9 protein-coding genes are annotated in these 8228 nt (G+C 52.7%); 4 read left to right on the top strand and 5 right to left on the bottom strand.

The annotated features are described in order from the left end of the window. Positions 1–506, bottom strand: a 506-nt coding sequence (locus RT613_RS19145; RefSeq protein ID WP_313617980.1) for an ABC transporter substrate-binding protein, incomplete at its 3' end; no start/stop codon positions are given. A gap of 475 nt (positions 507–981) precedes the next feature. On the opposite strand from RT613_RS19145, the gene RT613_RS19140 reads away from it, so the two are divergent. Beyond that, positions 982–1227 (top strand): helix-turn-helix transcriptional regulator, encoded by a 246-nt coding sequence (locus RT613_RS19140; protein ID WP_313617979.1) that lies wholly within the window; start codon positions 982–984, stop codon positions 1225–1227. Between the two features lie 280 nt (positions 1228–1507). Here RT613_RS19140 and RT613_RS19135 read toward each other — a convergent pair whose 3' ends face one another. Then, the gene (locus tag RT613_RS19135) at positions 1508–2578 is read right to left on the bottom strand and encodes a GSU2403 family nucleotidyltransferase fold protein (RefSeq protein ID WP_313617978.1); all 1071 of its coding nucleotides are present in this window, start codon (positions 2576–2578) and stop codon (positions 1508–1510) included. A 524-nt stretch (positions 2579–3102) separates the two neighbouring features. Between RT613_RS19135 and RT613_RS19130 the strand changes: the two genes are divergently transcribed. Together RT613_RS19130 and RT613_RS19125 are read left to right on the top strand one after the other, a co-directional pair. Then, positions 3103–3339: a hypothetical protein gene (locus RT613_RS19130; RefSeq protein ID WP_313617977.1), complete on the top strand. Its 237-nt coding sequence runs from the start codon at positions 3103–3105 to the stop codon at positions 3337–3339. Positions 3340–3515: 176 nt separating this feature from the next. Then, entirely contained in the window at positions 3516–3869 is a 354-nt protein-coding gene (locus RT613_RS19125; protein ID WP_313617976.1) for a hypothetical protein, read from the top strand. 37 nt (positions 3870–3906) lie between these two features. Here RT613_RS19125 and RT613_RS19120 read toward each other — a convergent pair whose 3' ends face one another. From RT613_RS19120 to RT613_RS19110, 3 genes are all read right to left on the bottom strand, one after another. Further along, positions 3907–4416 (bottom strand): GNAT family N-acetyltransferase, encoded by a 510-nt coding sequence (locus RT613_RS19120; protein ID WP_313617975.1) that lies wholly within the window; start codon positions 4414–4416, stop codon positions 3907–3909. 31 nt (positions 4417–4447) lie between these two features. Next, positions 4448–5776 carry a hypothetical protein gene (locus RT613_RS19115; protein WP_313617974.1) on the bottom strand — a complete coding sequence of 443 codons (1329 nt, stop codon included), beginning with the start codon at positions 5774–5776 and terminating at the stop codon, positions 4448–4450. Between the two features lie 100 nt (positions 5777–5876). Then, on the bottom strand, positions 5877–6932 hold the full coding sequence (locus RT613_RS19110; RefSeq protein WP_313617973.1) for a class I SAM-dependent methyltransferase: 1056 nt from the start codon (positions 6930–6932) through the stop codon (positions 5877–5879). 797 nt (positions 6933–7729) lie between these two features. Between RT613_RS19110 and RT613_RS19105 the strand changes: the two genes are divergently transcribed. Next, a complete protein-coding gene (locus tag RT613_RS19105) occupies positions 7730–8026 on the top strand; it encodes a DUF982 domain-containing protein (RefSeq protein ID WP_313617972.1) in 297 nt (98 codons plus the stop codon). The last annotated feature ends 202 nt before the right edge of the window (positions 8027–8228 follow it).

The raw sequence follows: 8228 nt of genomic DNA, 5'->3' as shown, positions 1-8228 counted from the left end.
ACCGAGGACATCAGCAACGGCAGGTTGGGTACAGCTGTATTTGTCTCGACGACCACCGTCAGCGGATCAGTTGCCGTGACTGTCTTGATGCCGGAGACATAGGAGCGGTAACCGCCGCTGGGTGACTGCAGAAAATCCCGGATACGCTCGATGGAATAAACGACATCATCGGCGGTAAAATCCGACCCATCCTGAAACGTCACCCCTTCCCGCAGTTTGAACTCCCACTGCGTGTCCGACACCATTGACCAGGACACGGCAAGGCCCGGCTTGAGGGCAAGCTGTTCGTCCTGATACACCAGCCGCTCATAGATATGTGACAGAAGCGAGGTATTCTCGTTGAGGTTTGCGTAATGCGGATCGAGCGTCATCAGCTTGTAGGACGTGGCGATGCGCAGTTCGGCCTGAGCACCGGTCTGGGCAAGTGCCACAGAGCCGCTGAACACCGTCATGGACAGGATAGCCGCCGTGATTGCGACGGGTCGGAATGCATATGCGGAGTTCATGGAAAAGTTCCCTCTTTGTTATTGGAATAAAGGCAGCCGCACTCCGCGCTGTGGCTCGCCACATCGAGAAGGTTGCGGTTGATGTTGTCGGGTGTCGGTCGTGCTACGGCAGATGCTTGCTCAGCTTCCTGTCCGGATCAGGAATAAACACGCACCGCTCTTGCCGTATGGTGATCGCGCGCTATCTGGCGAGATGCTCCGGTTTTATGAGAAAAACAAAGGACAAAAAACGCGACCGTGCGTTGCACCCTGCAGCCAAGGCAGTTGCCAAAACCTGCGCAAAAGTGGTTGATATGAAATCAGTTCTCGCGATTGCAGACAAAGTTCTGCTATTGTCGGAATCAGCCATGATCCGAGCTCCCTAACAGCTTGATTGTGGTCAGGTTGTGTGTGGTGTTACCGCACCGTGCACAACCGAATGAACATCAATTTGCCACGTGAACATAAAATGTTCAACTCAAAACTGTAGTTCTGCATGAATAAAATTACCGGAGCTCAGATTCGAGCTGCAAGGGCACTCAAGCGATGGACGCTCCAAGACCTGGCAGAACGAGCATCTGTGGGCCTATCAACTATTAGACGTGCAGAAGCTGAAGACGGTCCACCATCAATTATGACGGCCAACCTCAAAGTGATTCAGATGGCATTTGAAGATGCAGGCATCGAGTTCATTCACGACAACGGAGGCGGCGTGGGCGTACGTTTTAAAAGCCCGACTTGAAGATGATTCTTCCGCCGGTTGAGAAATTGAGTCTCGTTAAGTCGGCAATGTTCCGCCTTCAGTGATGGTAACTCGCAGTAGCTCACTCGAAATGCGGCATACGGGCAACTGATTTGAAGCAATTGCCAACACGTCAATAGATGGCTCATAGCTCGGTTGCAAATTTACACGCATGCCGCATACGAAAATGTTGTTCATGTGCCAATGTGGACGGCTGCGCGTGTTAGCAGTGAGATCTGTTTGGCTTAATTGTTGGATTTTAGTACCTATATTTACACTTTCAAGCCTTGCCGAGTTCTTCGGGCTTTATCCCAAGGGCGTCCGCCAGAGCCTCCTTGCCCGCGTTCGACATCAGCTGCAGACCAAACTGTATTCCTTCCCGCCATGCAGTGCCGCGATCCCAAGCTTCACGGTAGGCATCAGCCACCGCATACCCTTGTCGCGTTTCGACGAGCGCTTGAAGCAGCAAGGAAGACTGCTGTACGTCTTTGTCTCGCTTGGCACGTCCGAGGCCATCTGTGCGCCGCCTAGACGCCACGATGAGTTTATGGACGGCATAGCGTTCGGGAGCGGGGACGTTCACACTGACGCCCTCCCTGTGCAGTAACACGGTTCTGACTGGCTCGTAGATCAGGTAATCGAGAAACCTGAGGTTTTCCGCAGACGCTCCGCCGAGGGCAGGCATTGAGGATGGCTTGCCCGTATAGTCGTCCGATCCCCGGTTGCCCGTTAAAAACTCGACGCGGTAGTTCACAGCGTTTGTGAAGGCTGAAACCTTTGCCTTGTCTGCCTGATGCGGAACAGTCCGGAATGTGGGATCGACGGATTGCAGGACCTCGAGGATTGGCGGCAAACTGTCCTCGACCTCGGCCGAGATAGCAAAATCCTGCGCAAAATCCGCATCACCGGTCTGCATCGCGGTGTTTGGGAGCCGGACACCAAGTAAGCCCGGATAGCAGCTGAACGCCACGGAGCCGATCAGGACCGCACGCAGACGGAAGAGGCCAGCCTCCGCGAGTGCTTTCGTCACCTCGCCCGCGAACCGATCAGGCGAGGCCATACCGCCGCTGCGCAGGAGCATCCCAACTAGCCTGCGGCGCTCCCGGACGTCGTCTTTGACTTGCCTGTGCTCATTTACTCTAGCTGTGATCGCTTCGTCTGCTTCAGGTCCGACATACCGTCTTTTATCGCCTTCCTCTGTAGGGTATTCGAAGTACCAGTAATTGCGGCCCTTCACGGGGACAGAGACAAACCGACCGTCCAACGAGAAGTCTGCTTCGAATTGGGCGTCGAAGGTCCGTTGTGAGAGTTCCGCGAACGCCGTGCGATACACCAGATCGATTTGTTTCATCTTTCGATAACTCAGTTATACGGAAATGCCGGTTTTCTTATAACTGCGGTTATAAGGAAATTGCAAAATTCTTATAACTCTCTTGGCATCACCTTGCAACATACTGATAGATCGGAGTACTTGGCCGTTTTCACTCTGAATCGGCGCCGCTGGCAGGCCGACTTTCATTGTTCTGAATGCCAACGCCGACACGCAACTAATAAAACTGATCGCTGACCTATCCTGATTGCACGCTGACATAACTATCGCCGGACTATGATTTGGTTTCGAACATTTCCTACTCCAAATGCTTTGACTTTCAGTGGTACCAAGGAGTTTTCCGGTTTTATGTTCGACGAGGTGTAGTTTTTTGTCGGTGAAATCTTCTCCACTGCCAACTGGAATTTCTCCGAAATGAAGCTTGGCTTCATGGTTCTGACTGAGAATTGAACCATGCTAATCTGCATAAACTGGCTCTCTTGACACGTACCAGAAAAAGAACAAAATAAGAACAAATAAAGTTGAAGCCAATCAGGGAGTGATCAATGACGCAGCAACTTGCACTTGATATCCTTTTGGACGAAGTGGACGAAGATGAGGTCCCCTTGGATGTAGATTTGGCCGCGTCAGTTTTGGCAGCCCACGATGGCGATGCATTATCAGCAATCCGCAATCTGTTGGCCGACGCCGACTTCCTTCGTGATCAACTCTACATCGCTTCCAAGGTCATGAGCCAGGGAATGGTTCGTGGATGGAAACCACGTTACGAGCGCCCAGTTTGATCGAAGTTCGAGCCGGGATCCCTTTCGTGGACATTATTTATCTCGAAATTTCATTGTTTTCTAATTTATGCGTACCCGATCAGTGTTTTGCGCCTTGAATAGGGTCATTGCGCTCATGCATAGTTATCACAAGACCCTGCTCTCAAACCCCTCAATCGAACGAAGGCGATACGGCGTTGAACTCGAAAGTTTTTCACAATCGAACAGAGTGGTATAACGCTGCGGGTCAAATTCATAACGAAACAGGCCCTGCCATCAGCTACAATAACGGCAAAGCGGAATGGCTTGTAAATGGCCTACATCATCGCGTCGACGGTCCAGCATTGTATTCGCCAAATGGCTATTGCGAATGGTGGCTTCACGGCAAACGGCATCGTAAGGACGGTCCGGCGATCGAGTGGCCAAATGGCGATCAGCAGTGGTACTTGCACGGGGAGCTTCATCGCGTCGATGGGCCGGCAATCGTGGTTCAAAACAGCAAATATTATTATGTCAAGGGTGTGGAACGCCGTGTGGGTGATATGACGTGACGCACTCGGTAATATCTTTGCTCTCGTGCCTTGTCGTTTATTCGCTGCGTAGTTCCCTCACCATCAAGACCTCGTCGTAATCCCTGTCGTTCGTTCTGAAGCCTTTAGCAACGCGACCGGTCTCGATAAATTGGTGTCTTTGATAGAATCGCAAGGCCGTGGCATTGGCCACGTTCACCACGAGCTCGATCTGCGTGACCTGCTCAGCCATAGCGTGGTCACAGATTGCCTTCAGGATTGCCTCGGCAACTCGTAACCCCCTGACGTGTCTGCTGACATAGACCATGGCAAGTGTCGCACGGTGCCTCATTTTGTGTGGCTCAGACCTTTTTAGTGCCATGATGCCGATCGGTTTGCCTGCGTCGAAAGCGACGAAGATAGGAACGTTCATTCTCTCGCGCCATTGTGCATCTGTAAACTCCACCCAATCCTCGTAAAGACTTGCGAAGGCATCCGGTTCACATTGAAGTGCTTCCAATCGGATTGTTTTGAAGACATCGACCTCGTCTTCGTGGAGTTGCCGGATCAGCCATTTTCTATCGCACATTTCCGGCCTCCCGTTTGATGCTCGCTCTATCTTAGGTCCATTGCCATTCATGTGACGAAGTGGAGATCTGGTTGCTCGCAAGGCGCTCGCACATCTGTTGCCAAACCGGATCGCCGGTGAAAAAAGCGAGATCACCTGCTGTGACTTCAAGTCGTTGTTGGCCATAGGCCGCTGCGACAGCCAAACCGTGCTGATTTTTGTCCGTTTCAGACAAGGGATCAGCATGTATCGGTCGCAGGACACGATGACCCCACATGCTGAGGTGTTTATCACTTTGCATCGCCGCCAGAAGCGCTTGATCACGTTCAGGATCCAGTGCATTTGCGAAAACATATCGCATCAACGGCAGGTAAATTATTTGCCGGCTGCCGCCCAGGAGCCGCACGCCCGGCAGGATTGAGGTAACGATCGCCATCATCACAAGATTTGGGATTATGCGGCGGTTACGCAATGCCTCTGCAAGTTGCTTAGGATCGAAAGGGACGCTGAAGCCGGATGCATTGGTGGTTTCGAGAATGCCGTTCTTTAACCGAAGGGGTAAGATACGCCCCCCTGATAGCTCCCAGAAGAAGTCAGTTGTTCGTCTGACCCATCCGGCCCAAGGGCTGCCATTGAGCTTGTCCAGTTCGTTCAAAATGTTTTCGGCAACCATGCCCTTTCCGAGAAAGCGTCTGGAAAGCCATGAATCTGGATCTTCGAAATGTGAAGCAAGGAGATGACCGACATCGGCATCGTCAAATTGCAGCAGCTCCAGCGAAGGAGGAAATGTCTGTCTCCATATATTCTGGTTGGCTGCCATGAGTGCATCTGCAGCTGATGGGAATGTTCTATCCGATAGGTACCTTCTCAGGAACGCGATGGGGCTGTCCATCGCACCGGTGTCGTTCGTTTCAAACTTGAAGCTTACTGCCCTATCTCGCCCGCAGAGATTTTTCGATGCCATGTAGCTGCGGGACAAACCAAAGATGTTCAAGGTCTGCCCACCAGTTGTGAGTAATCCCGGACCCTTGTTGCCGCGTTCAATGAATTTCACAGTCGAACAACCGAAATATATGTGCCATCGTCGCTTGTGTAAGGTCAGGCCAAGTGCGTTGAACAGATGTGTGTAAAACACGTCAGGGTCGACCATGAGGAAGCAATGTGGCCCGCTTTGAATAACGGGATGTTCTGCAAGCTGTTTGGCGGCAAGATTCGCTTGTTCCTGATCGGCTCCGCATGTGCTTGCCACGCTTCGGATTAAGTCCTGCAAACGTCCCATGGCATCATTGCGGACTGAGCAATTGCCGCGTTCAAAGTCGTCGTAAACCGCATGCGCATAGTCGATGAGGGGACGCTTCCAGAAATCTTCCAGGTCAGGCATGAGCGATGTCATAGCGCGCCTTACCTGTGACGCGGATACAAGGGGTTCGTCGCGGCGCCCACTCGTGTTGGCCATTTTTTTGCCCTCCGGTCACATCAGCCTAGTTGAGAACTGAAGCTGTTGCAGATTGTGGTTCGGACCATCGCCAGGTTTTGGGCAACGGATCATTGTCGTCGTCAACAATGACCAGCGGCAGCGGTTCGTAGCAGTATTCCGGTGGGATGGCGGGTGCTATCAGGGAAGACACGAAATCGACGACCGAGCTTCGGGAATTGGACGATACGATCGTGTAGAAATTTCCGCTGTTCCAGGTCACTACGCTGTAACGAAAGCAGGACTTCAGGGCGGCTGCCGACGTTGCCTTGTCGACCTGAAAATCAATCATCCTGTTCAGCACGTCCCGCTTCTTTTGTGCGATCTGCGAACTGGAAAAGAAACGCGATTTGAACTGCTCGTCTTTCTGGCGTTCGCGCTCGACGTAGGTTGCCGGGTCGGAGTGCAAGAGCTTCTCGACCTGAATGAGAACTCCATCCGGTTTTAAATCCTTGGCCACAAAGCGATTTTGATTGTCGCGGTCCCTACCATACATCTGGAAAGTGGTATCTTCGAGCAGGACATCGTAGCCGTCACGAAAATGCGTGAGGTTCTCGTCCTCACTGTAACGCTCTGTGGTAAGTTCGAAGAACGGCCCGTGGAAGAAATGGGCGTGATCGCTGCCGCGCTTTGCGAAGAAGCACGCTTTGTTACCGTCGGTCGGGCTGCAATTGAGTGTCTTGATCCGCCCATCGCCAAGTTTGGCAAGGGAGCGCGTCAGGCTTCCAGCTCCTGCGCCAAGTGTATAAAGCGTGGCGGGTTGACCGCTTCTTGCCCAAGCTTGCAGACAAAAGCGGAAGATTGCTGCTCCCAGCCGGCATTCTTCTTCAAGTCGGTACGGGATGCTTGCAAAGTAATGATTTTTGAATGTTCCCCAGAGCCGATGATGCGTATCCGCGAAGGTCAGGCAATCGACGTCGTGTGACAATAGTGCAGGATCAGCCGTTGGTGGCCCAAGATCAGGTGCACCCTCAACACCGCTTGCCGTTCGCTCAAAAAAATCAGCGAAGGCGTTGAGCCGTGGAGCGAGGCGCCACATTCTTATGGCCTGAAGATCAACCATTGCAGTATACCTTTGCAAACCAACGAAAATGTCATCTGCGCAGCAACCAAACCTGAGGGGATGCCGACGTCAGTGAATGCCGAGAAATTATTCAAGCATGAGACTGTTTGCGTGAGACGCTCGCAATCTGGTGATATGACCAGATTGACTGGTTCGATTGCCTGAAGATCCAGGACACACAAGCTGTGGGGAATCTGGAAAATGATGCCATTGTTTTCTGATTGGGTTTCATATTGAACGCCATGCTCCGGGCGTAGTCGGTCCCGCTCCCCGCTTTGCGGTCACTATGTTGGGGCTCCTGCGGCGACGCTTTTCCGGGCCTAGCGTGTCGAGAATTCCCGAAATCCCGCCTGGAAGGCGGCCGCTATGCTGATTTCTCCGATGCTCTTCGATGTTCGTCTTGGATCTCGCCGAAGGCGTTTGATCCAAGCAAGTGTCATTGCATGACAATCGATGGTCAGCCGACCCTGTCGAAATAGGTAAGGGGCGTCTGTCGGCGACAAATCGCTTAGCAACGCACGTTTTCCTGTTTGTCTGGCATGTCCAGAAGTCCTGGGCACGGTCGTAGCAGCGCTGGAAGAAACGCCGATGGTTTGGAGCGATTGTTTTTTACGTGCTGGCAAAGGAATACCGCCTGCACCTGCTGTTCAAGGATGATGGACTTACACGGACGGAGATTGAGGGAGCCTAGCCTGCGTGCCATCGAAAAAAATCGATACTGGACTTGAATTACGTTGAACCAGATCTAGATTTTTTGAGTTGCTTCTTGATCTGGTTGTTTAGATTGGAGGTATGAAATGGACAGCCAAGATGTTTTGTTTCGTGCGCCCGTTCGCGTCCGTCTGCAATGTGGGCTGGAGCGAACATTTCTAAGTGTCTATGACGCGCTGGATTACCTTGAACATGAGTGGCCTCTGCGCCGTGGCGAGCGGTACAAAAAGGCCGTCGATAAATGCCGCGCTGCACTCTCATGGTTCGCACCGATTGAGGTCGCGCGTGAAGCATTCGTTGCCGCGTGTTTGGAAGCTGGCATGCCGTTGGTGATGACTGCACCCTCTGGCGCTGAGAGTCCTGCTTCGAGGGCTAGCGCGTGATCACTTTGCGCCCCGCCAAAAGGCGGGGCTTCCCCGTTGCCGAAAGTGGCGATGGGCTTATTCTCGCAAAGGGATTTGCTCGAATGCCGCGATAGGTGTGTTCAGTCCCCGAGAACCGCTCCCTCGCGTCTTGGGTCGGCGCTACCGGCCAAACCTCGGGTGCTCATCTCGATCGCATGCAAACCGGAATTCATCTCACCCG

The organism is Agrobacterium sp. (genome assembly GCF_032092815.1).
In the GTDB taxonomy this organism is placed as follows: Bacteria; Pseudomonadota; Alphaproteobacteria; order Rhizobiales; family Rhizobiaceae; genus Agrobacterium.
Note: the sequence above shows the minus strand (reverse complement) of the source record. Positions and strands in the feature narration are given on the sequence as shown.